The following is a 20,985-nucleotide window of genomic DNA, read 5'->3' on the forward strand; positions in this document are numbered from 1 at the left end:
AGCACTAACGGATAGTGTTTCATAACGGTTATTGTTTTGTACCTGCTAGCCTGCGGCTCATGACCGTGCAGCAGTCGGGTCGCCGTGAGCGCAAGAAGGCCGCGACCCGCCAGAAGATCGCCGACACCGCGCTGCGGCTCTTCCTGGAACGCGGATACGACGCGGTGGGCATCCGTGACGTGGCCGCCGAGGCCGACGTGGCCGTCACCACGCTCTTCTCCCACTTCGCCTCGAAAGAGGCCCTGGTCTTCGAGCAGGACGAGGACTTCGAGCACCGCCTCACGCGCGCGGTCACCGACCGCGCCCCGCACGAGCCGCTCATCCCCGCGCTGCGCCGCGAGGTCCTGGCCCTGGTCCGGCACTGCACCGCGGACAGCGCCGCCCCGATCTGGCGCATGATCGACGGGTCTCCCGCCCTGCGGAAGTACGACGAGTCGGTCCGCCTGCGCCACGCGGAAGCCCTGGCCACGGCCATCGCCGCCGACCCCGCCCTGACCCGGAGCGAAACCGTCGCCCGCACCCTCGCGAGGTTCGTGATCGACGCCTACTCCCTGTCCCGCGAGTCCCCCGATCCCGAGGCCGCCCTAGACGAGATCTTCCCGATGATCGAGGCCGCCTGGGCCGCGGCCCGCCCTCCACACCCCACGTGACCCCCGCCCGCCGGACGGGGCCGGTAGGCTGTACCCGCTCCGCCCCAGGCGGGACGGCGCGGGGGTGGGTTGCCCGAGCGGCCTAAGGGAACGGTCTTGAAAACCGTCGTGGCGCGAGTCACCGTGGGTTCAAATCCCACACCCACCGCAGGTGTTGACGGCCCCTGACCAGGTACGACGGTCAGGGGCCGTCGCCGTACGCGCTACCCGCCGAACCCCGCCGTTCCCCGCGACTTCCCGGCCGTTCGGGCACGGAAGGGGCACGGCTGGGGCATGCTCTGAGGGGCCTGCCGCCTGGGGCGTGCCCGGTCGATCTTTAAGCCTCGGGGTTGATTTCCCAGTCGGAGTTGGGCCCGGGGTAAATCAGGCTTTGGTGACCGTCATCGAACATCACCAGGTACGGCGGTTCGCCGTTCTGCCCTTTCACCTCGCGATCTCACCGTCCGCTGAGGCGCCCGACTGGCTGCGCATTCGGATTCTGTCGCCGACAGTTGCTTGCATGAGTCGGGCTCCGTTCTTCGGTCGCGTTGTCGGACCGTGCCAGGGGAGAGCGGGCGCTCGTCCGTCCGCAAGGTACGTGGGGGCTCCATCAGCATGCGGGGCTTCAACGCTCGTTGCCTGGTGGCGCGGGTCAGAACTCGCCCGGGTGAGTGACGGCGGTCTACCGCGTGAGCGACCTACCGGCCACGCCGTCACCTACGCGCGGCTGATCGGAATCCCGTACAAGATCTCGTAGTGCGCGGTGGGCACCACGATGTCCGCCGTCTCGACGGGCCGGCCCTGGCCGTTCGATGTGGCGGGCGAAGCGCTACTGCAAGCGATGGCACCAGTGCCTGCACTACGGCGCGCTCGTGGTGGGTGCCTTGTTCTCTTGAACGATCGCGCGGTGCAATGGTCGGCTGACCAGGCGTTGCCTGGTGGTCGGTGGTCGGTGGTCGCAGAACGGTTTCGTCGTTCCGGCTGTGACAGGGCTGTGACCGGAGGTGTGGCTTCCGCCACGGTCGGAATGGGGTGGGGCTGGTGGGGTGGGGCGATGCGAATCCCCCCGTTCCGCTTGTCGTTGGCGGTATCCAGTGCTCTTGTGGCCGGTCTCGTGCTGGGTGGCTGCGGGACGCAGACCGCCGCCTCGGAGGCGGGCGGCGATGAGGAGACGAAGGGGCCTTGTGCGGGCGCTCCCACCGGTGGCGGGGTTTCCGGCGGCACCGCCGGCAGCGGTGCCGAGCGGGACGGGGTTCGGGTCGTCGGGGTGGTGGAGCGGGCCGGGGCCCGGGAAAGCGCGTCGCCCAGCGGGCGGGCGAGTGAGCGGCCCGGGGTGTCGGTCACGGCGGACAGCCTGCCGGGGTTCGGGGCATCGGCGGGGCCGTGTGTCGTCCAGTACGACGTGACCAACCCGGAGTCCGAGCCGTTCACGTACACCATCACCTTCTCCCTGATGGACGAGCAGGGCCGGGCGATGTCCAACGTCGAGGAGAGGGTCGCGTCCGTGGGGGCGGGGAAGACCGTGCGGCGGACTCTCGAGCCCGGGACGTACGCGGGCGGCGGGGCCGTCGACGCCGGGCGGGTGCGGATTCTCGACGTGGAGCGGGTGCCCTCCGACGAGGCTCCGGTGCCCGCCGGTACGTGTCCGGCGTCCGGGCTGCGGCTGACCGCCGACCAGGGTGACGCGGCCATGGGGCTGCGTGTCGTGGGCCTCCACCTGGAGAACTGCGGGAGCCGCACGTACTCCCTGGAGGGGTATCCCGTACTGCAGTTGCTCGATGCGGAGCACCAGGCGGTGGACGGGGTCGAGATCCTGCGCGGTACCGAGGGCATCCCGATGGCGGGCGGGGACGGCGGGGCGCCCCGGCCGGTGACGCTGCGGCCCGGCGAGGCCGCCGTGTCGGGGCTGGCGTGGCGCAACACCACCGAGTTCGGCGAGGCGGTGACCGTGCCCTACGTCAGGGTCCGGGCCGAGGCCGGTTCCGACCCCGTGATGGTCGCGCCGCACCTCGACCTCGGCACCACCGGTGAACTCGGTGTCCGGGCGTGGCGGAAGGACGAGAGCGGAACGGGGGCCGGGCGGCCCGGCTCCTAGCATCCGGCGGGCGGGTTCCGGGGCCTGGCTGACGGATTGTGGGGCCCGGCTGACGGGTCCCGCAGTTCGTAGTCCAGGGCCAGGGCCGCCCAGTCGACGTCGAGCAGGGCGGGGTCCGTGTCGTACGGGTCCGGGATCCGGGTCGTCGGCTGGAACCAGATGACGGTCAGGCCGGAGCGGTAGGCGACGGGGTCGTTGGCGGGGGTCAGCGGCATCGAGGAGAAACGGCCGACGCAGGCGACGCGCGGCAGTGTCTCGACCGGGCCGAACGCGCCCGCGTACTGGTCCGGGTATGCGCGCGGCGGCGGGATCAGGTGGACCGGCACGGTGGGGGACATCCGGGCGGCGGTGTGCAGGAGGGCCCGGATGCGCAGGTCGTTGACGGGGCGGCACGGGTAGCTCTCCGACATCGCGTCGTAGGTCGGGGTCAGGCGAAGTTCGGTCAGGTCGACGTTGCGGCCGCAGGTCAGGACGATCCGGGTCAGCGACAGTGTCGGCACTCTGGGACGGTCGTGCATCGGCGTCTTTCGGTTTCGTGCCGGGTGGGGCAGGCACCCAGGTGGCCGGGGAGGGAGGGGAAAGGAGAGAGGGGGAGGCGGTGACGTGGAGCGTTGGCCGGTCATCTGGGGCGTCGGGCGGTCGCGTGGGGGCGTCGGCCCGGCCTGCGGTGCGCCTGCCGCTCGGTCACGCGGGGTGTTCGCCGTTCGGTCGTGCGGGGCGCCGCCCGGCCGGTCACTCGGGGCGTTCGCCAGCCGGTCATGCGGGGTGTCCGCCGGTCATGCGGGCCGCCGACGCGATCGTCGCGCGGGCCTCGCGTTCGGTCAGGCCGGTGGTCCGGGCGGCGTCCAGCAGGGCGGGCAGCAGGGCCGCGGCGATGCCGTTCTCGTAGGCGCGGCAGGCCGCCCAGAAGAGGCGGGTGTTGCGCTGGCCGCGGTGCGCAGCGAGGACGAACTGGACCAGGCCCCGGCCGTCGCCGCCCGTCGTTCCGGCCCTCGCACGCCGCACGGGGGGCGGCAGCAGCAGGCGCAGGAGGGCGGGCGGGCAAGGGGCCGGGGCTAGGTGGGCCGTGCCGTTGGCGGTGGTGTAGGCGCCGTGCCGGGTGCGGGAGCCGGGGCCGACCAGGTAGCCGCCGGCGCCCCGGACGTCGATCCCGGGGGCGAGGCGGCCGGCCGAGTTGGGGACGACGTGGTCGGGCGGGCCGGTCAGCCAGAGGTGGCGGCCTCCGCTCGGGGTCAGGACGACGACCGTGGGCGGGATCGTGAACAGGTGGCGCAGGGCCAGTTCGCGCAGGGCGGCCGAGGAGTCCGTCTCCGGCTTCGTGTCCAGGTCGATGCCGATCAGGTGGTGCGGCGGCAGGCCGCAGGCGATGCCGTAGCCGGTGGCCCAGGGCGCGGCGGCGAAGAGCGCGCGGACGCGGGCCGGGTCGGTGGAGGCGTCGTGGACGCCGTGGCCGAAGCGGCCGCACTCGCCGTGGCAGGTGAACGGCTCCGCCGTCGGGGCGTCGCGGTGGGGGGAGCGCAGGGCGGGGAGCTTGGTCCGGGCCAGCGGGATGACGGCCAGCCCGCGTTCCGCGGCTGACAGGGCGTGTGCGAGGGCCAGCGTCGTGGCCTGCCGGTCGGTGGTGGCCATGGGTCTATGTTCGTACGTATGTTCGAGAAAGGGAAGGGCGGGGGTGCGACACGCCGGGGAGGCGGGGGCGGCGGGAAAAAGTGGCGGAACGCTTCACCCCTTGCGGGGCTTGAGGGGGAGTCGTCCGTGCTGTCCCGTGGTGGGGCGGAAGGGCAGCAAAGGGGTTTATCGACTTGTCCTCACGCTTGAGGGCGAATCAGGGCTTCCGGGGTGGTTCGCCGGGGATTCGGTGGGCAATTCTGATCACGCGACGTCGTGCACAGCGTCGAGGCGGTCGGCCAACTGCCTTGGCATAAGCCCTAGTTCACATACTTCTCGCGTTGTCGGCTGGAAGCCGGTGCGCACTTGTTCTGGAGGAACAACATGGCAAGCATCCGTACCGCCCGTGTCGTCGCCGCCGTCGTCGCCCTTCCGCTCGCCGCCGCGCTCTTCGGCGGGGTGGCGACGGCGGACAACGGCGCCTTCGCGGACGACGGATCGAGCGCGACCGCCGCCAGCGCCAACGCCGGCATCCTCGGCAGCGGTGTCGGCGACGACAACAACGGCAACTCGTCCACCACGCAGCAGCAGGCCGTCGGCTCGGGGGCCTCGAACCAGAGCAACACCGCGCAGGTGGACGGCTCCGCCTTCACGTCGATCAACCAGGGCAACGACAACGTGGCCGTCACCTTCTCGCCGCTGTGGTGGTGAGCTGAGGGGCCGGCGCGGGTGCGCTGCCGCGGCCGGCCCCTCGGTTCCTTGTGCGGGATTGCTTCATGGGGTCGCAGTGCGTCCGGGCGGCGGTACTTCGGTACCGTCGCCCGGCCGTTTTCGGGTGGCGGGTGCTTCGGTACTGTCGTCCGGCCGTTTTCGGGTGGTGGTGCTTCGGTATCGTCGTCCGGCCGTTTCCGGGCGGCGGTGCTCCGGCACCGGAAGGGCCCGGTCTCGCGGAGACCCGCAGGGGTCATCCCGCAGTACCTCTCCTCCCCCACTCCACCTACAGGAGGTGGGGCCACCACCACCCCTACAACCTGAGGCGGACTCTGCTTCGGGACCTGCGGCCGATCCGCCGGGCACCCCCTCGCTCATAGCGTTGAGACATGACCACACCCGTCTGCACCAGCGCTTCGAACGCCGCCACAGCCATGGCGCCGGCCACGGCGAGGGCCGCCGCGCCGGCCACGGCCACCGCACGGACGCAGACCTTTCCGTACCCGTCGTTCTCGTCCTACGTGAAGGCCCGCCAGCCGGTGTTGCTGCGTACCGCCCGGTCGCTCACCGCGAACCCGAGTGACGCGGAGGACCTGCTCCAGACCGCGCTCACCAAGACGTACGTGGCCTGGGAGCGCATCGAGGACCACCGCGCCCTGGACGGCTATGTGCGCCGGGCGCTGCTGAACACCCGGACTTCGCAGTGGCGCAAGCGCAAGGTCGACGAGTTCGCCTGCGACGAGCTGCCCGAACCCGAGCCGGTGCCCGGCGGTGACGACCCGGCCGAGCGGCAGGCCCTGCACGACGCGATGTGGCGGGCGATCATGAAGCTGCCCGCGCGGCAGCGCGCGATGGTCGTCCTCAGGTACTACGAGGACCTCAGCGAGGCCCAGACGGCCGAAGTGCTCGGAGTTTCCGTGGGCACCGTGAAGTCGGCGGTCTCCCGGGCCCTCGGCAAGCTCCGCGAGGATCCTGAGCTGGGGTTCGTCCGGTAATGAGCCGGTACGTGAACCCCCGGTCGGGTCGCGCGGGCGGACCCGCCCACTGATCGATCACCCGGGAGTAGTGACATACCGCGCGGTATGTGCGCAGAATCAGCGCAACCCTTACCGCCGCGTAGGCAATGTCGCCCCGGGAGGACACCGTGCTGAGCACGATGCAGGACGTACCGCTGCTGATATCGAGGATCCTGACCCACGGGTCGACCATCCACGGCAGCTCGCAGGTGACCACCTGGACCGGTGAGGACGAGCCGCACCGCCGCTCCTTCGCCGAGATCGGCGCCCGCGCCGCCCAGCTGGCGCACGCACTGCGCGAGGACCTCGCCGTCGGCGACGACGAACGCGTGGCGACCCTGATGTGGAACAACGCCGAGCACGTCGAGGCCTACTTCGCGATCCCCTCCATGGGCGCGGTCCTCCACACCCTCAACCTCCGCCTCCCGCCCGAGCAGCTGGCCTGGATCGTGAACCACGCCGCCGACCGGGTGGTGATCGCCAACGGATCGCTGCTGCCGCTGCTCGCCCCGCTGCTGCCGCACCTCAAGACGGTCGAGCACGTCGTCGTGAGCGGGCCGGGCGACCGCTCCCTGCTGGCCGAGGCGTCCGTCCGGGTGCACGAGTACGAGGACCTGATCGCCGGGAAGCCGACGTCCTACGACTGGCCCGAGCTGGACGAGCGGGCCGCGGCCGCCATGTGCTACACCTCCGGCACCACCGGCGACCCCAAGGGCGTGGTCTACAGCCACCGCTCCGTCTACCTGCACTCCATGCAGGTCAACATGACCCAGTCGATGGGCCTGACCGACCAGGACACCTCACTGGTCGTGGTCCCGCAGTTCCACGTCAACGCCTGGGGACTGCCGCACGCCACCTTCATGACCGGCGTGAACATGCTGATGCCGGACCGCTTCCTTCAGCCCGCGCCCCTCGCCGCGATGATCGAGGGGGAGCGGCCGACGCACGCCGCCGCCGTCCCCACCATCTGGCAGGGCCTGCTCGCCGAGCTGACCGCCAAGCCCCGCGACGTCTCCTCCCTCACCCAGGTCACCATCGGCGGCTCGGCCTGTCCCCCCTCGCTGATGGAGGCGTTCGACGCGCTCGGCATGCGGGTCTGCCACGCCTGGGGCATGACGGAGACCTCACCGCTCGGCACGGTCGCCCGGCCGCCGGCCCACGCCGTCGGGACGCCGGACGAGTTCGCCTACCGCCTCACCCAGGGCCGTTTCCCGGCCGGCGTCGAGGCCCGCCTCACCGGTCCCGGCGGCGAGCGCCTGCCCTGGGACGGCGAGTCCGCCGGTGAGCTGGAGGTGCGCGGCAACTGGATCGCCGGTGCCTACTACAACGGTCCCGGCGTCGAGCCGCTGCGTCCCGAGGACAAGTTCAGCGAGGACGGCTGGCTGAAGACGGGCGACGTCGGCACGATCTCCCCCGACGGCTTCCTCACCCTCACCGACCGGGCCAAGGACGTCATCAAGTCCGGCGGCGAGTGGATCTCCTCCGTGGAGCTGGAGAACGCGCTCATGTCCCACCCGGACGTCGCCGAGGCCGCCGTCGTCGCCGTTCCGGACGACAAGTGGGGCGAGCGTCCGCTGGCCACCGTCGTCCTCAGGGAGGGGGCCGGCGTCGACTTCGCCGCCCTGCGCACCTTCCTCGCCGAGGACGGCAAGATCGCCAAGTGGCAGCTCCCGGAGCGCTGGACGGTCATCGAGACGGTGCCGAAGACGAGTGTCGGCAAGTTCGACAAGAAGGTGCTGCGCCGGCAGTACGCCGACGGCGGTCTCGACGTCACCCGGCTCTGACCGGGGCGAACCCGACGAAGCCCGCCCCCCGACGATGCCCGCCCCTCGACGATGCCGGGCGGCGGGCGTCACGGCCTCCATCCCTCCCGGCGCCCCCTGAGGCCTCACCGCACCGGGCGTACGGCCGTGGCTGCCGCCTCGCACCGGCGTGCGGTCGTAGCTCCGCCCCGCACCGGGGCGTACGGCCGTGGCCGCCCCCCCGGCACCGGGCGTACGGCCGGCGCGGGGCGCCTCACCGCACCCGGCGTACAGCCGTGGCGGTGCGTCTCACCGCGCCCGGCGTACGGCCGTGGCCGTCCACCCCAGCACCAGCCAGGCCCCCGCCACCGCGCACACGCCGCCCCAGCCCCAGTGGCCGAAGGCGGGCCCCGCGAGGGCCGAGGCCAGCGCGCCGCCCGCGAAACCGGCGACGACGTACGCCGTGTTGGCGGTGGCCGGTGCCGAGGTGGTGGTCAGGGCCAGCGTCTGGTTGGCGACGTGGGAGGCGACCAGGGCGGCGTGCACCAGGACGGCCGCCGCGCACAGGGCCGCCATCGCCTGGCCGCCCAGCCAGAACAGCGGTACCGAAAGGGCGGCCAGCCCGTACGCGGACCGTACGACCTTCGCGGCGCCGAACCGGTCGACCAGGCCGCCGGCGAGCGGCGCGACGACACTCGCCGCCAGCCCGAACAGGCCGAACAGCCCGGCCGCGGCGGTGGTCATGCCGTACCCCTCGTCCTCCGTGAGCAGCAGCGCGAGCGAGGTCCACAGGGCGCTCCAGGCGCCGTACATCCCCGCCTGTCGCACGCACGCCCGCCACAGGTCGGGCGAGCGGCGCACCAGGCCGGGTATCGCGACGAGCCCCGCGAACAGCGGGCCCCGCCGCTGCCGCCGCTCCACGGGCAGGATGTACGCGGTCGCCAGCCCCAGTACGGCGGTCAGGACGGCGGCGCCCACGAACACCGCGCGCCAGCCGAAGGCCTGCCCGGCGAGACCGCCGAGCACCCGGGCCGCGACGACGCCGGTGAACAGGCCCGCGATGACGGCGGCGACGTGCCGGGCCCGGCGGTCGGCGGGGGCGCGCTCGGCGACCAGCGGGACGAGCAGCTGCGGTACGACGGTCGCGGCCGAGGCGACCAGGACGGCGCCCGCGAGTGCGCCGGTCCCGGCCGACGCGGCGGCGGCGAGCAGGGCGGCCGTGGCGACCAGCGAGAGGCCGGCGACCAGCCGGCGCCGGTTCACGCTGTCCCCGAGCGGGGCGAAGAAGAGCAGGCCGGCCGCATAGCCCAGCTGCGCGACCGAGGCGAGCCAGGCGACCGCCGACGGGGTGGAGCCCATGTCGTGCGCGATGAGGGGGAGCAGCGGCGCCGCGAGGTAGATGTTGGCGGCCGTCACGGCGGTGCACAGCGCGATCAGGGGGAGGAAGAGGCGGGCGGCGGCCCCGGACGGGCCGGTCCCGGGCGCCGTGCGCGCGGGCGGATGCACGGGACCGGGTTCGAGCCCGGCCTGCGGGGTGGTTGCGGAAGCGGACGGCGATGACGGCATGAGCGGAGCGACCCCTTCGAGCGACGCACACAAGTAACTAACTGGTTGGTTGGGAGTAACTCCGGGAGTCTGGCCCCCATTCCCCAAGCCTGTCAACCAAACAGTTGGTTACCTCCCCGCCCCGCTACCCTTGCCCCATGGCAGCAAGGGACCCCGAGGCCACCAAGGCCCGGATCTTCGAGGCGGCGGTGGCGGAGTTCGCCCGCCACGGCATCGCCGGCGCGCGCATCGACCGCATCGCGGCCGAGGCAAAGGCCAACAAGCAGCTGATCTACGCCTACTACGGCAACAAGGGCGAGCTGTTCGCGTCCGTCCTCGAGAAGAAGATGCTCGACCTCGCGATCTCCGTCCCCGTCGACCCGGACGACATCGAGGGCTGGATAGACCGACTGCTGGACTACCACGCCGCCCACCCCGAGCTGCTGCGCCTGCTCTTCTGGGAGGGCATGGAGTACGGCACCGCCGAGCTGCCCCACGAGGCGGAACGCCAGGCGCACTACGCCCGCAAGGTCGCCGCCGTGCGGGACGGCCAGGAGCGCGGCGTGATCACCGACGCCATCCCGGCGCCGGACCTTCTGTTCCTGCTGGTCGCCATGGCGAACTGGGCGGTCGTCGTGCCGCAGATGAAACGCATCCTGGTCGGCGGCGGGGACGGCGACGCCGACCGGTTGCGCGACTCGATCAAGCAGGCGGCCCGGCGGATCGTCGACCGCTGACCCGGAGGGCGTCGTCGGCCGGTGCCGCCGCGGACACCGGACGTCAGTTGGTCCCGATCCGCGAGAGCAGCTCGACGATCCGGGACTGCACCTCACCGCTGGTGGAACGCTCCGCCAGGAACAGCACCGTCTCGCCCGAGGCCAGCCGCGGCAGGTCGTCCTGGTCGACGGCGGCGGTGTAGACGACCAGCGGGGTGCGGTTGAGCTGCCCGTTGGCACGCAGCCAGTCGACGATCCCGGCGGACCCCTGCTGACCCCGCTGCACCCGCATCAGGTCCATCACGACCAGGTTCGGCCGGAACTGCCCGGCCAGCGTCACCGCGTCGGCGTCGCTCGCCGCCCGTGCCACCTGCATCCCGCGCCGCTCCAGCGTCGAGGTCAGCGCCAGCGCGATCTCCGCGTGCTCCTCGATCAGCAGCACGCGCGGCGGGTGCTGCTCGCTGTCGCGGGGCGCGAGCGCCTTCAGCAGGACGGCCGGATCGGCACCGTAGGCGGCGTCCCGCGAGGCCTGTCCGAGTCCGGCCGTGACCAGCACCGGCACCTCGGCCGCCACCGCCGCCTGCCGCAGCGACTGGAGCGCCGTACGGGTGATCGGCCCGGTCAGCGGGTCCACGAACAGGGCGGCCGGGAACGCCGCGATCTGCGCGTCGACCTCCTCGCGCGAGTGCACGATCACCGGCCGGTAGCCGCGGTCGCTGAGCGCCTGCTGCGTGGAGACGTCCGGCGCGGGCCACACGAGCAGCCGGCGCGGATTGTCCAGCGGCTCCGGCGGCAGCTCGTCGTCCATCGGCTGCGGACGCGGCGGGTCGGCCACCTCGACGGCCCCGCCGGGCCCGTCCAGCGGCTCCGGCCCCTCGGCGGCGTTCCGGTCCGGCGCCCCTATGGCGTACGACCGTCCGGCACCCTCGGTGACGGGCGCGAGCCGTCCTTGACCGCCGGCCAGGGACGGCTGCTCCTGGGACTGCGGCGGAACCTGCTGCTTCGGCTGCCCGGTGGGCGGCTGCGCGGTGCGGGGCGGCGTGCTCGGCGGCTGCTCGGCGGGCGGGTGCGGGCGGGCCGGCTGCTCCGCGCGGGGCACGGCCGGGTCGGGCGGCGTGCCCAGCTTGCGGCGCCGGCCGCCGCCGCCCGGCTGGTGCGGGGCGGGGGTGGCCGACGGCTGCTGCACCTGGACCGCCTGCCGGTTGAACGGCAGCCCCTGGCCCAGGGTCCGCACGCTGATCGCCCGTCCCTGCGTCGAGTTGGGGTCGACGGGCGCCGACGCCTCGGCGGGCAGCGGCTGCGCCGCGCGCGGAGCGGGCGCGTTCTCGGGCGGCAGCGGCGTACCCCGGCTCGGCGTGGAAGCGGGAACGCCCTGCGGGGCGGCAGGGGCGGCCGGGGCGGCCGGGACGGAAGGGGCCGCCGGGGCCGCAGGCGCGGGGGTGCCCGGCGGTACGGGGGTGCCCGCACCCTGGGTGTCCCCGGCGGCCGGCCACGGCTGCGCCGCGGGGGCGGGTCGACCGACGGCCGCGGGGGCCGCGGTGCCGGGGCGGGCGGCGTCGGCGCCGGGCTCGGCGGTCCGGGGTGCCCGCGCCTCGTCGCGGGCGGCGCCCGGGGCGGGCGCGGGGGCTCCGTGCACCGGCGGCGCACCGTGCACCGGCGGCGCTCCGTGCACCGGCGGCGCACCTTGCACCGGGATGCTCTGCGCGGGCGCGCTCTGCGTCGGAACCGGCGCCGGTTCGTCGGCCGCGCGGGCGGCTCCGGCGCGGCGGCGGCGTCCCGTGGGCGCCTCGGCCGGGTGGGGCTGCGGCGGCGTGTGGTCCGCCGCCTGGTCGTGCGGTACGGCGTCGTGCCGGCCCTCGTCGGTCCGGGCGTCACCGGGAGCGGTGGGACCGGGCAGCTGGACCCGACCGGGTTCTCCTTGCCCCTGTGCCTGACCGTGCGTCTGTGCCTGTGCCTGGACCTGTGCCTGCGCCTGGACTTGCCCCTGCGCCTGGACCTGCGCCTGCGCCTGGACCTGTCCCTGTCCCAGGACGGGTGCCTGTACCGGTGCCTGGACCTGTCCCTGCGCGTGACCGAGTGCCGTCGCCTCCGCCGCCTCGTCGGACGGACGGTCGACCTCGGCGGGCGGCAGGGCGAACACCTGGCGCGGAGCCGCCTCCTGCGCCGCGGCGCGCTCGTTGGCCGAGGCCAGGGCACGGCGTCGGCGCCCCGTCGGCCGGTCCGCGTCCGCGGGGTCCGACTCGCCGGCCTGCACGGGCAGCGCCGGGGGCAGCGCGTGCTGCTCGCCGCCGTCCTGCCCGCCCCGGCGTCCGCTGGGCGCGGGCACGCCCTGCGGCGGTACGGTCCCGCCCAGACCGGTGTTGGACGCGGCGGCCCCGCCACCGTGTTCGCCGGCCATGACGACGGCACCCTCGGACACCCCGCCGGGCTCCCCCTGGGGCACTCCGGTGACCTCGGCGCCCGCACCCTCCGCGGGCCGTCCGCGCCGGCGCCCGGTACCACCGGCCCCGGCGCCTTCGCCGGGCCCTGCCTGCGCGGGGCCGGACTGCGCCGGCACGGGCAGCGGAGCCGACGGATCGCCCTGCCCCGGCTGCGGAGTCCCTGCCCCGGCGCCCGCCTCGCTCCCGGCCTGGGCCGCACGTCGCCTGCGCCGCCCGGTCGGTGCGGCGTTCTCCGCCTCGGGCCCGGTACCGCCCTCGCCCGGCGCCCCGGGGACCCCGCTCTCCAGGAACGCGTCGACGGAGGCACGGCGCGCCCGCCGCCGCCCGCCCCCGGGAGCCGGCTCGCGTACGGCCACCGCGGTCTCCGCGCCCGCGACACCGGCCGCGCCGGCCTGGGCGTCCGGTGCGGCGGGCGCGAGCTGGGCGAGCTCGGTGCCCGGGACCGCGACGGCACCCGCCCCGCCCCCGATCGGCACCTCGAGCACGTACGCGCTGCCGCTCATGCCCGGCACCTCGTGTGTCTGAAGTACGCCGCCGTGCGCCCGCACGATCCCGCGGACGATCGGCTCGTGCACCGGGTCTCCCCCGGCGTACGGCCCGCGCACCTCGATGCGCACGACCTCGCCGCGCTGCGCCGCCGCGACCACGACGGTGTTGTCCAGGTACCCGCCCGTCGCCGACACGGGCGAGTTGCCGGTGGCGTCGACGCCCGCGACGTCCGCGACGAGGTGCGCGAGCGCGGTGGCCAGCAGCCGGGCGTCGACCTCGGCCTCGATCGGCGGCGCGTGCACGGCGAACTGGACCCGCCCCGGCCCGATCAGCTCCACGGCCCCGTCGACACCCGCGGCGACGACGGCGTCGAGCATCACCTTCGTACGGGCGACCTGTTCGGTGCCGACGTCGAGGCGCTGGTAGCCGAGGACGTTGTCGATGAGGGTGGTGATGCGCGAGTAGCCGGCCGACAGGTGGTGCAGCACCTGGTTGGCCTCGGGCCACAACTGGCCGGCGTCGTCCGACGCCAGCGCGGCCAGCTCCCGGCGCAGTTCGTCCAGGGGGCCGCGCAGGGAGTCGCCGAGGAGGGTGAGCAGCTGCTCGTGCCGTCCGGCGATCGCCTCGTACCGGTCCTTCTCCCGCTCACCGAGGGCGGCGTAGCGGTCGGCGTCCGCGGCGATCTCCTCCGCGTGCTTCTCCTGGAGCTCCTCCAGCTCGGCGACGTGCCGCTGCCGCAGCGCGGTCAGCTCGGCGGCGTGCTCCTCGGCGAGCCGCTCCAGTTCCTCGGCGTGCCGCCGCTCCGCCTCCTCGTGCTCCTTGACGAGGGCGTCGTAGGGGCGCCGGTCGGTGAAGGTCATCACGGCGCCGACGAGCTGGTCGCCGTCGCGCACGGGCGCGGTCGTCAGGTCGACCGGCAGCTGGTCCCCGCTCTTGGCGAACACCACCTGCCCGCGCACCCGGTGCTTGCGTCCGGAGCGCAGGGTGTCGGCGAGCGGGGACTCGTCGTACGGGAAGGGCGAGCCGTCGGCGCGCGAGTGCAGGACGAGGGTGTGCAGCTCCCGGCCGCCCAGTTCACCGGCGCGGTAGCCCAGGATCTGGGCGGCGGCCGGGTTGACGAGGACGATCCGCCCGTCGGTGTCGGTGCCCACGACGCCCTCGGAGGCGGCCCGCAGGATCATCTCGGTCTGCCGCTGTGAACGGGCCAGCTCGGCCTCGGTGTCGACGGTGCCGGAGAGGTCGCGGACGACCAGCATCAGCAGCTCGTCGCCGGTGTAGCCGTAGGTGTCGTAGGCCTGCTGGCCGGTCTCCAGGTTGGCGCTGGTGACCTCGACGGGGAACTCGGAGCCGTCGGTGCGCCGCGCGACCATCCGCGTCGGCTTGGTGCGAGCCCGCGGATCGATGTGGTCGGGGCGCCGCATGGAGCCGGGGATGAGCCGCGAGTCGAACTGCGGCAGCAGGTCGAGCAGCCCGCGCCCGACCAGCGCGGTGCCCGGCGTCTCGAACGCCTCCAGCGCGATGGTGTTCGCGTTGACCACGGTGCCGTTGGCGTTGACCAGGACCAACGCGTCCGGCAGCGCGTCCAGTATGGCTGCGAGGCGAGCAGCGCCTCGGGATGGCCTGCTGCTCACGAGACGCTTCCCTCCTGTTACCGCACTTGCCGACCGCCTGGGCCATCTTGCCAATCGGCCCGCAGCGTGTCACGCGAGGGAGTCTAAGGGTTGGGGCCCGCCGGGCGGCGTGGGATGGGACGGAGGTCGCACGAGGAAGTGACGTAGAACGTGTGACCGGTGACCGTCGGGCCGAGCCCGTGCCGTCGTCCGTCCCCTAGGGCCGGGCCTGGTTTCCGAGGTCGGGCAGCAGCGGCACCATGCGGTCCCAGCGGGAGATCTCGCAGCCGTCGCGGCGGTCGTACGTCGCGTCGACGGGGCGCCCGGCCCAGGTGCCGGTGACGTGCGCGGTGGCGGGGCCGCCGTACTGCATGGTGCAGGCGCTGCCCTCGGGCACCGGCGCGAAGACCTCCTGCCCCCACCGGGTGTCGCCGTCGACGACGGCGCAGGCGCCCGCCGCGTCGGGATGGTCGCCGGCGGCGGGGTGGCAGTACAGCTCGTAGGTGCCGTCCATGCCCGGGCCGGCGTCGCGGACGGTGACCGTGAGGTGGTCGCCGTCCGGAGCGCCGGGACCGGCGGCCGCGGCCGAGGGCACGGCGCAGACGGAGGCGAGGGCGGCTGCCGACAGGGCGGCGGCGCCGAGGAGGCGGGCGGCGGGGGTGCGGGTGACCTGGAACATGACCTGACCAACGCGCGGGCCGCCCGGACGTTGCGCGACGGGCCGCGGACTACGCCGTAAGGGCTTTGCTCTGCGGCCCGCCCGCCTAGTACCGTAGGGGCCGATTGGTGACAGCGCGCTCAACTGTGTCATCATCGGCACGCGCCACTCGCGCTCGCACGCGAGGTGGTGATGTTGTCTGGAGGCGTCGCCTAGTCCGGTCTATGGCGCCGCACTGCTAATGCGGTTTGGGGCTTACACCCCATCGAGGGTTCAAATCCCTCCGCCTCCGCACGATCACGGAAGCCCCGGCCCGCACGGCCGGGGCTTCCGCGTTTGCCGACGGCCCGCCCAGACAGGTGTTTGCCCAGGTCACAAGGGGTGCGGCCAATGGATTTCACATGACGGCGGCAGTCATGTAATGTTCTTCCTGTCGCCGCGAACGGGCCGGAAGGAACGGGAGCGGCGGTAAAACTGAACAAGACAAGCACTCGTAGCTTAACGGATAGAGCATCTGACTACGGATCAGAAGGTTGCAGGTTCGAATCCTGCCGAGTGCACACAGGTTGAAGGCCCCGGAGCAATCCGGGGCCTTTGGCGTTTCACGGCCGTCGTTTCACGGCCGTCGTTTCATCGCCGTACAGCAGCGAAGTACGGCACACAGACGCGATCCGCCTTCAGCCACCGCCGTCGGTTCGGACCTGGAACCTGGTGAGGGCAAAGATGATGAAGAGGTCGAGTGCCATCACGGGGATGGCCCACAGTGGGTAATAGGGGACGAACATGAACTGGGTGATCAGGCTGATGCCCGCCACCGCCGCACCGGCCCCGCGCCCCCAGCTCTTGTTCGTCACGACTCCCATGCCGGCGATGACGAGTGCCAGCCCGACCACGATGTGGATCCAGCCCCAGGCGGTCAGGTCGAACCGGTAGGCGTACTGGGAGGCGGCGAACAAGTTGTCTCTCGCGATGCCGGATGCCCCCATGAGAATGCTGAGCGGCCCGCTGAGCATCATCACGGCGCCGGCGAAGACGGACGCGCCGCTGAGCCCTCCGCTGTCGCCCGGCCCGCCACGCCCTCGCCGTGTCTCGCTCGGTATCGCTGCCATGGTCGCCACCTTCCTGTACTGCGGCACGGTCGCCGACGCACGACGCTGCGGCGCCGGCGACGCTCCACTGCCAGGATCACCGCGATCCTTCGGTATCGCGACTGCAACCAGTCGTGAGGACCCGTTCGTGGGCAGCACGACGGACCGGGAGCAGTTCGCGCAGGGGCGGGCCGCCGCGCAGGCACCACAGGGCGATGACCGGGTCGCAGATCGCGCAGCCCAGGGACGAGTCGTGGGCGAAGGGCAGGATCGGGTTGCCCTTCAGGTGGTGGACGACGTCCCACGCGGTGTGCAGCAGCCAGCCGATGCCGATGAACGTCCAGGACGTCAGGCCCCGGTAGGCGACGTACAGCATGAGCGCGCCGAACGGGAGCTCCCAGGCGCCCAGGCCGCCGCCCGAGAAGTAGACGCCCCCGGCCCCGGCGATGCCGAGGGCGTTCAGGGGCCGGCGGTGCGGGTCCGGGACCAGGGACAGCAGCAGGACGACGAGGAGGCCGATGCCGATCGGCATGACGTACGGGAGGAGGCCGGCGGGGTTCATGCGGGCACGCTATGCAGGGCACGGGTGGTGTCCCAGGGGCGTGAGTGACAGGTTCCGACGGATTGTCGCCGGGGGTCTCGACGGCCACGGGCCCCGGGAGTCGGGCGACACGGCCGAGGCGGCGGCCGACCGGACGTGAGTACGGCCCGCAACTGTGTCTAGGGTGTGCCCATGTTGAGAGGACCAGTCTTCATATCCGACCGGACGATATCCGACCGGCCGAGCCTCGACGGAGGCCCACGGTGAACAAGCCGCTGAGGGCCGTGGCGATCTTCTGCGGGCTGCTGGTGCTCGGTCTGCTGATCCGCGCGAACTGGCTGCAGTACGTCCGGGCTCCGGAGCTGGCCTCCGACACCAAGAACCGGCGGGTGCAGATCGAGCAGTTCGCCACCCCGCGCGGTGACATCGTCGTCGGCGGCCGGGCCGTCACCGGGTCCAAGGAGACCGAGAGCACCGACCTCAAGTACAAGCGCACTTACGCCGACGGTCCGATGTACGCGCCGGTGACCGGGTACGCGTCGCAGGCGCAGGGCATGACGCTGCTGGAGAAGACCTACGACTCCATTCTGACCGGCAAGGACGACCGGCTGGCCTTCCAGCGGTTCGCCGACGTCGTCAGCGGTGAGGGGCGGCGGCCCGGCTCGGTGGTCACCACCATCGACCCGAAGGCGCAGAAGGCCGCCTGGGACGGGCTGACCGACCTTAAGGGCGCCCGGGGGGCCGTGGTCGCGCTCGACCCGCAGACCGGCAAGGTGCTGGCGATGGTCTCGGCGCCCTCCTACGACCCGTCCACGTTCGCGGGCAGCACCTTCAAGGAGTCCGACCGCTTCGTCGCGCTGGACAAGAAGAAGAACAAGCCGCTGGCCAACCGCGCGCTGCGGGAGACCTACCCGCCGGGCTCCACGTTCAAGATCCTCACCGCGGCCGCCGCGCTGGAGCACAACGTCGTCACCGACGTCGACGCCCGCACGGACGCCGTCTCCCCGTACCCGCTGCCGCAGTCCAGCAACAAGATCGGCAGCGAGGCCGGTGACGCGGTCTGCAACAAGGCCTCGATGAAGACCGCGATGCAGTACTCCTGCAACAACGTCTTCCTCGACGCCGCCTCCAAGCTGGGGCAGGACAAGATGCGCGAGACGGCCGAGAAGTTCGGCTTCAACGAGGACGTCTACTCCGACGACTTCGGCGACCTGCTCGCCACCAAGAGCCTCTACCCCGAGGACCTCGACAAGCCCGGCACCGCGCTCACCGGCATGGGACAGGGCAGCCTCACCAGTACGCCGATGCAGATGGCCCTGGTCACCGCCGGGATCGCCAACGACGGAAAGGTGATGCAGCCCTACGTCGTCGACGAGGTCAAGGGCCCCGACCTCGACACCCTGGAGAAGACCGAGCCGGCGGTGATGAGCGAGGCGGTCTCCGCCGAGACCGCGCAGAAGGTCCAGGAGATGATGGAGTTCACCGCCAAGGAGGGCAGCGCCCGCCGCGCCCAGATCGACGGCATCACGGTCGGCGGCAAGACCGGTACCGCGCAGCGCGGTGTCAACGTCGACGACGAGGTGCCGTACGGCTGGTTCGTGTCCTACGGCAAGAAGGACGACGGGTCCTCCGTCGCGGTGGCCGTGTTCATCGACCCGACCGACATGGACATCTCCCGCGAGGACATCTCCGGTGGCGGGCTCGGCGCGCCCATCGCCAAGAGCGTCATGAAGGCGGTCCTGAAGTCGTGACGCCGTCGGGGGCGGCGGCGCGTCACGCCTTGGCCGTGTCGTACGCCCCCCGGGCCCGCTCGACGGCCGTCATCCGGCGCTCCGTCCAGCGCGCGAGGTCCCGGACCTGTTCGGCGGCCTCGCGGCCGAGTTCGGTGAGGGAGTAGTCCACGCGGGGCGGGATCACGGGCCTGGCGTCCCGGTACACCAGGCCGTCGCGCTCCAGGGTCCGCAGGGTCTGGGTCAGCATCTTCTCGCTGACCGAGCCGATCTCCCGGCGCAGTTCGCCGAAGCGGTAGGGGCGGTCGAGCAGGGCGATCAGGGCGAGGGTGCCCCAGCGGCTGGTGACGTGCTCCATGAGCAGGCGCTCGGGGCACATCGGTTCACTTTCTGCCATGGTCATACGGTACGTCCGGGCGGGCGCTCACCATGAGTGAGTGCCCGCCCGTTGTCAGTGGTGCCCTCTACTGTCGGTGGGGATGGCACAGGCATGGAAGTGCGCGGGGCTGCGGTGGTCGGCGGACGGTCCCGTGCTGACGTGGGTCGGGGGCCGGCGCAGTGTGCTGGCGCGGGGGAAGCGGGTGGCCTTCGGGGTCGCCGAGGGGGGTGTGCGGACGTGTGTGGGAGCACGGGGGAACGCGTGTCCGGTGCGGGCCGGTGTGCCGGGGCGGAGCACGGGGGCGCGGTGCGAGGAGTGCGCGCGCCTGGACCGGGCCCACTCCGTGGCCGCCGACACCATGGCCGACGATCCGCGGCCGTACCGGGTCTATCTGGCGTGGTTCGGTCCCGGCCTCGTCAAGGTGGGGATCACCGCATACGAACGGGGGTCCGCCCGGCTGCTCGAGCAGGGGGCCGTGTGCTTCAGCTGGCTGGGGTGCGGTCCGCTGATGGCCGCGCGCCGGACCGAGGAGCTGCTGCGGGCCGCGCTGGGCGTGCCCGACCGCATCCCGTACGCCCACAAGCGCGCCGTCCGGGCGGCCCTGCCCGAGTCCGCGGCGGAGCGGGCGGCCGAGATCGCCGGGCTGCACGCGCGGGCGGTGGCGCTCGGCGGCTGGCCCGAGGCGCTGACGCCGGAGCCGTTCCATGGCGTCGACCACGCGGCCGTGTTCGGGATCGATGGGGCGGAGCGCGGGTCTGCCGCCGTGGCGGAGGTGGCCGAGCTGGTGGCGGGCGGGGCGATCGGGGGCGAGCTGGTGGCCGCCGCCGGGCCGGATCTGCATCTGGCGACGGAGCGCGGGGTCGTCGTGCTCGACACCCGGCTGATGACGGGGTGGGAGCTGCTGGCGGCGGAGGGCGAGCCCTGCGCGGTGCCCGTGCGTGAGTTGAGACGAGCGGCCGGGGTGCAGGAGGGCCTGTTCTGACCTCGCCTCGCCTCGCGGTGCCGCGCCTCGCGGAGGGCCCGGCCCCGTCGTCCTCTTGTTCGGGGGGAGTGCGGAGCGCCATCGTGGGCGTATGAGTGATCACGAAGCCGGGCAGGTCCGCCGGTTCTGGGAGGGGCTCGGGCTGCCCGGGCTGGTCGACGTGCACACGCACTTCATGCCCGAGCGGGTGCTGCGCAAGGTCTGGGCCTACTTCGACGCCCTCGGACCGCTGACCGGCGGGGTCGAGTGGCCGATCACCTACCGGCAGGAGGAGGACGAACGCGCGGAGCTGCTGCGCGCGTTCGGGGTGCGGGCCTTCACCGCCATGCTCTACCCGCACAAGGCGGGCATGGCCCAGTGGCTGAACGACTGGGCGGTGGACTTCGCCCGCCGCACCCCCGACTGCCTGCACACCTCCACCCTCTTCCCCGAGCCGGGCGTCGAGACGTATGTCCGCCGGGCCGTCGAGGCCGGGGCGCGGGTCTTCAAGGCGCATGTGCAGGTGGGGGCGTACGACCCGGCCGACGAGCTGCTCGACCCGGCGTGGGGCGTGCTCGCCGAGGCGGGGGTCCCGGTCGTCGTCCACTGCGGTTCGGGCCCGGCGCCCGGCAAGCACACCGGGCCCGAGCCGATCGCCCGGGTCCTGGCACGCCACCCGCGGCTGCGGCTGGTCGTCGCGCACCTCGGGATGCCCGAGTACGAGGACTTCCTGGACCTCGCCGAGCGGTACGGGGAGGTGCGGCTGGACACGACCATGGCGTTCACCGACTTCAGCGAGCGCCTCGCGCCCTTCCCGCGCCGGGCGCTGCCCCGGCTTGCCGACCTGGGCGACCGGGTGCTGCTCGGCACCGACTTCCCCAACATCCCCTATCCCTACCTGCACCAGCTGCACGCCCTGGAGCGGCTGGAGTTGGGGGACGCGTGGCTGCGCGGGGTGTGCCACGACAACGCGGCCCGGCTGTTCGGGCTGCCGGGCATCCGGGAGGACCAGGGCAGCTGACGCGC

The 20,985-nt window shown here is 73.1% G+C and carries 18 protein-coding genes and 3 tRNA genes; 12 read left to right on the forward strand and 9 right to left on the reverse strand.

Going from position 1 to position 20,985, the window contains the following annotated elements:
• Window positions 1-59 precede the first annotated feature (59 nt).
• Complete coding sequence (locus B9W62_RS19865; protein WP_087808453.1) at window positions 60-650, forward strand: TetR/AcrR family transcriptional regulator; 591 nt, start codon at window positions 60-62, stop codon at window positions 648-650.
• A 63-nt stretch (window positions 651-713) separates the two neighbouring features.
• Window positions 714-798, forward strand: a tRNA-Ser gene (locus B9W62_RS19870).
• Window positions 799-966: 168 nt separating this feature from the next.
• Here the strand turns inward: B9W62_RS19870 and B9W62_RS40785 are convergent.
• Window positions 967-1,041, reverse strand: a complete 75-nt coding sequence (locus B9W62_RS40785; RefSeq protein WP_256976773.1) for a DUF1918 domain-containing protein — start codon at window positions 1,039-1,041, stop codon at window positions 967-969.
• 690 nt (window positions 1,042-1,731) lie between these two features.
• Between B9W62_RS40785 and B9W62_RS19880 the strand changes: the two genes are divergently transcribed.
• Window positions 1,732-2,724 (forward strand): DUF4232 domain-containing protein, encoded by a 993-nt coding sequence (locus B9W62_RS19880; RefSeq protein ID WP_256976513.1) that lies wholly within the window; start codon window positions 1,732-1,734, stop codon window positions 2,722-2,724.
• On the opposite strand, the gene B9W62_RS19885 is transcribed toward B9W62_RS19880, so the two are convergent.
• Together B9W62_RS19885 and B9W62_RS19890 are read right to left on the reverse strand one after the other, a co-directional pair.
• Entirely contained in the window at window positions 2,721-3,242 is a 522-nt protein-coding gene (locus B9W62_RS19885) for a hypothetical protein (RefSeq protein WP_256976514.1), read from the reverse strand. The two genes, B9W62_RS19880 and B9W62_RS19885, sit on opposite strands and share 4 nt — an antisense overlap.
• 238 nt (window positions 3,243-3,480) lie before the next feature.
• Window positions 3,481-4,353 carry a bifunctional DNA primase/polymerase gene (locus B9W62_RS19890; protein WP_087808454.1) on the reverse strand — a complete coding sequence of 291 codons (873 nt, stop codon included), beginning with the start codon at window positions 4,351-4,353 and terminating at the stop codon, window positions 3,481-3,483.
• Window positions 4,354-4,716: 363 nt separating this feature from the next.
• Between B9W62_RS19890 and B9W62_RS19895 the strand changes: the two genes are divergently transcribed.
• From B9W62_RS19895 to B9W62_RS19910, 3 genes are all read left to right on the forward strand, one after another.
• Entirely contained in the window at window positions 4,717-5,043 is a 327-nt protein-coding gene (locus B9W62_RS19895) for a hypothetical protein (protein WP_087808455.1), read from the forward strand.
• A 389-nt stretch (window positions 5,044-5,432) separates the two neighbouring features.
• On the forward strand, window positions 5,433-6,038 hold the full coding sequence (locus B9W62_RS19905; protein ID WP_179235566.1) for a SigE family RNA polymerase sigma factor: 606 nt from the start codon (window positions 5,433-5,435) through the stop codon (window positions 6,036-6,038).
• Window positions 6,039-6,166: 128 nt separating this feature from the next.
• Window positions 6,167-7,843, forward strand: coding sequence for a long-chain fatty acid--CoA ligase (locus B9W62_RS19910; protein ID WP_087808458.1), 1,677 nt, complete (start codon window positions 6,167-6,169; stop codon window positions 7,841-7,843).
• Window positions 7,844-8,110: 267 nt separating this feature from the next.
• Here the strand turns inward: B9W62_RS19910 and B9W62_RS19915 are convergent, their stop codons facing one another.
• Entirely contained in the window at window positions 8,111-9,367 is a 1,257-nt protein-coding gene (locus B9W62_RS19915; RefSeq protein ID WP_087808459.1) for an MFS transporter, read from the reverse strand.
• 137 nt (window positions 9,368-9,504) lie between these two features.
• On the opposite strand from B9W62_RS19915, the gene B9W62_RS19920 reads away from it, so the two are divergent.
• Entirely contained in the window at window positions 9,505-10,083 is a 579-nt protein-coding gene (locus B9W62_RS19920) for a TetR/AcrR family transcriptional regulator (protein WP_087808460.1), read from the forward strand.
• Window positions 10,084-10,126: 43 nt separating this feature from the next.
• On the opposite strand, the gene B9W62_RS19925 is transcribed toward B9W62_RS19920, so the two are convergent.
• Window positions 10,127-14,623 carry a PAS domain-containing protein gene (locus B9W62_RS19925; RefSeq protein ID WP_087808461.1) on the reverse strand — a complete coding sequence of 1,499 codons (4,497 nt, stop codon included), beginning with the start codon at window positions 14,621-14,623 and terminating at the stop codon, window positions 10,127-10,129.
• A gap of 196 nt (window positions 14,624-14,819) precedes the next feature.
• The gene (locus tag B9W62_RS19930; protein WP_087808462.1) at window positions 14,820-15,281 is read right to left on the reverse strand and encodes an SSI family serine proteinase inhibitor; all 462 of its coding nucleotides are present in this window, start codon (window positions 15,279-15,281) and stop codon (window positions 14,820-14,822) included.
• 180 nt (window positions 15,282-15,461) lie between these two features.
• Here B9W62_RS19930 and B9W62_RS19935 point away from each other — a divergent pair.
• Window positions 15,462-15,552: transfer RNA gene (locus B9W62_RS19935), tRNA-Ser, on the forward strand.
• A gap of 195 nt (window positions 15,553-15,747) precedes the next feature.
• Window positions 15,748-15,820 (forward strand) — tRNA-Arg (locus tag B9W62_RS19940).
• Between the two features lie 117 nt (window positions 15,821-15,937).
• Here B9W62_RS19940 and B9W62_RS19945 read toward each other — a convergent pair.
• Together B9W62_RS19945 and B9W62_RS19950 are read right to left on the reverse strand one after the other, a co-directional pair.
• Window positions 15,938-16,369, reverse strand: coding sequence for a DUF7144 family membrane protein (locus tag B9W62_RS19945; protein ID WP_256976516.1), 432 nt, complete (start codon window positions 16,367-16,369; stop codon window positions 15,938-15,940).
• A 76-nt stretch (window positions 16,370-16,445) separates the two neighbouring features.
• Window positions 16,446-16,910: a DUF6010 family protein gene (locus B9W62_RS19950; RefSeq protein WP_087808463.1), complete on the reverse strand. Its 465-nt coding sequence runs from the start codon at window positions 16,908-16,910 to the stop codon at window positions 16,446-16,448.
• A gap of 242 nt (window positions 16,911-17,152) precedes the next feature.
• Here B9W62_RS19950 and B9W62_RS19955 point away from each other — a divergent pair, with 242 nt between their 5' ends.
• On the forward strand, window positions 17,153-18,640 hold the full coding sequence (locus B9W62_RS19955; RefSeq protein ID WP_087808464.1) for a peptidoglycan D,D-transpeptidase FtsI family protein: 1,488 nt from the start codon (window positions 17,153-17,155) through the stop codon (window positions 18,638-18,640).
• Between the two features lie 22 nt (window positions 18,641-18,662).
• On the opposite strand, the gene B9W62_RS19960 is transcribed toward B9W62_RS19955, so the two are convergent.
• Window positions 18,663-19,022, reverse strand: coding sequence for a winged helix-turn-helix transcriptional regulator (locus B9W62_RS19960; protein ID WP_087808465.1), 360 nt, complete (start codon window positions 19,020-19,022; stop codon window positions 18,663-18,665).
• A 76-nt stretch (window positions 19,023-19,098) separates the two neighbouring features.
• Between B9W62_RS19960 and B9W62_RS19965 the strand changes: the two genes are divergently transcribed.
• Entirely contained in the window at window positions 19,099-19,980 is an 882-nt protein-coding gene (locus tag B9W62_RS19965) for a DUF2797 domain-containing protein (RefSeq protein ID WP_179235567.1), read from the forward strand.
• Between the two features lie 91 nt (window positions 19,981-20,071).
• Window positions 20,072-20,980, forward strand: coding sequence for an amidohydrolase family protein (locus B9W62_RS19970; protein ID WP_087808467.1), 909 nt, complete (start codon window positions 20,072-20,074; stop codon window positions 20,978-20,980).
• Window positions 20,981-20,985: the final 5 nt, after the last annotated feature.

The organism is Streptomyces sp. CS113 (genome assembly GCF_002188365.1).
In the GTDB taxonomy this organism is placed as follows: domain Bacteria; phylum Actinomycetota; class Actinomycetes; order Streptomycetales; family Streptomycetaceae; genus Streptomyces; species Streptomyces tendae.